Origin of the sequence: Arthrobacter sp. GMC3 (assembly GCF_002929305.1) — a bacterium.
Classification (GTDB): domain Bacteria; phylum Actinomycetota; class Actinomycetes; order Actinomycetales; family Micrococcaceae; genus Specibacter.
In genome coordinates this window covers 1-538 of record NZ_PJIO01000147.1, presented here as the reverse complement: position 1 = coordinate 538, position 538 = coordinate 1, and the positions used below count along the sequence as shown (strand labels likewise).

Here is a 538-nt window from a genome sequence, read left to right as displayed (position 1 = left end):
AGTCGTTCGCGCTGGCTGCAACCCACGAGAACCGGAACCTGCCATGAACATTCTCTACGACGAACGCGTCGATGGTGCGTTGCCCAAGGTCGACAAGGCCGCCCTGCTGGCCGAGCTGCAGGCGCAGTTGCCCGATCTGGACATCCTCCACCGCAGCGAGGACCTCAAGCCCTACGAGTGCGACGGGCTGTCCGCCTATCGCACCACGCCGCTGCTGGTGGTGCTGCCCGAGCGCATTGAGCAGGTCGAGACGCTGCTCAAGCTCTGCCATCAGCGCGGCGTGCCGGTGGTTGCCCGTGGCGCCGGTACCGGTCTGTCCGGCGGCGCGCTGCCACTGGAGCAGGGCATCCTGCTGGTCATGGCGCGTTTCAACAAGATTCTCGAAGTCGACCCGGCTGGGCGCTTCGCCCGGGTCCAGCCCGGCGTGCGCAACCTGGCGATCTCCCAGGCCGCGGCCCCCTATGAGCTGTACTACGCGCCCGACCCCTCGTCGCAGATCGCCTGCTCCATCGGCGGCAACGTCGCCGAGAATGCCGGC

Annotated in this window: 1 protein-coding gene; it reads left to right on the top strand. The window is 67.8% G+C overall.

Annotated features, from left to right (window positions below; translation table 11 throughout):
• Positions 1 to 43: 43 nt before the first annotated feature.
• On the top strand, positions 44 to 538 hold a 495-nt coding region (locus tag CXQ94_RS24060), incomplete at its 3' end, for an FAD-binding protein (RefSeq protein ID WP_146070430.1).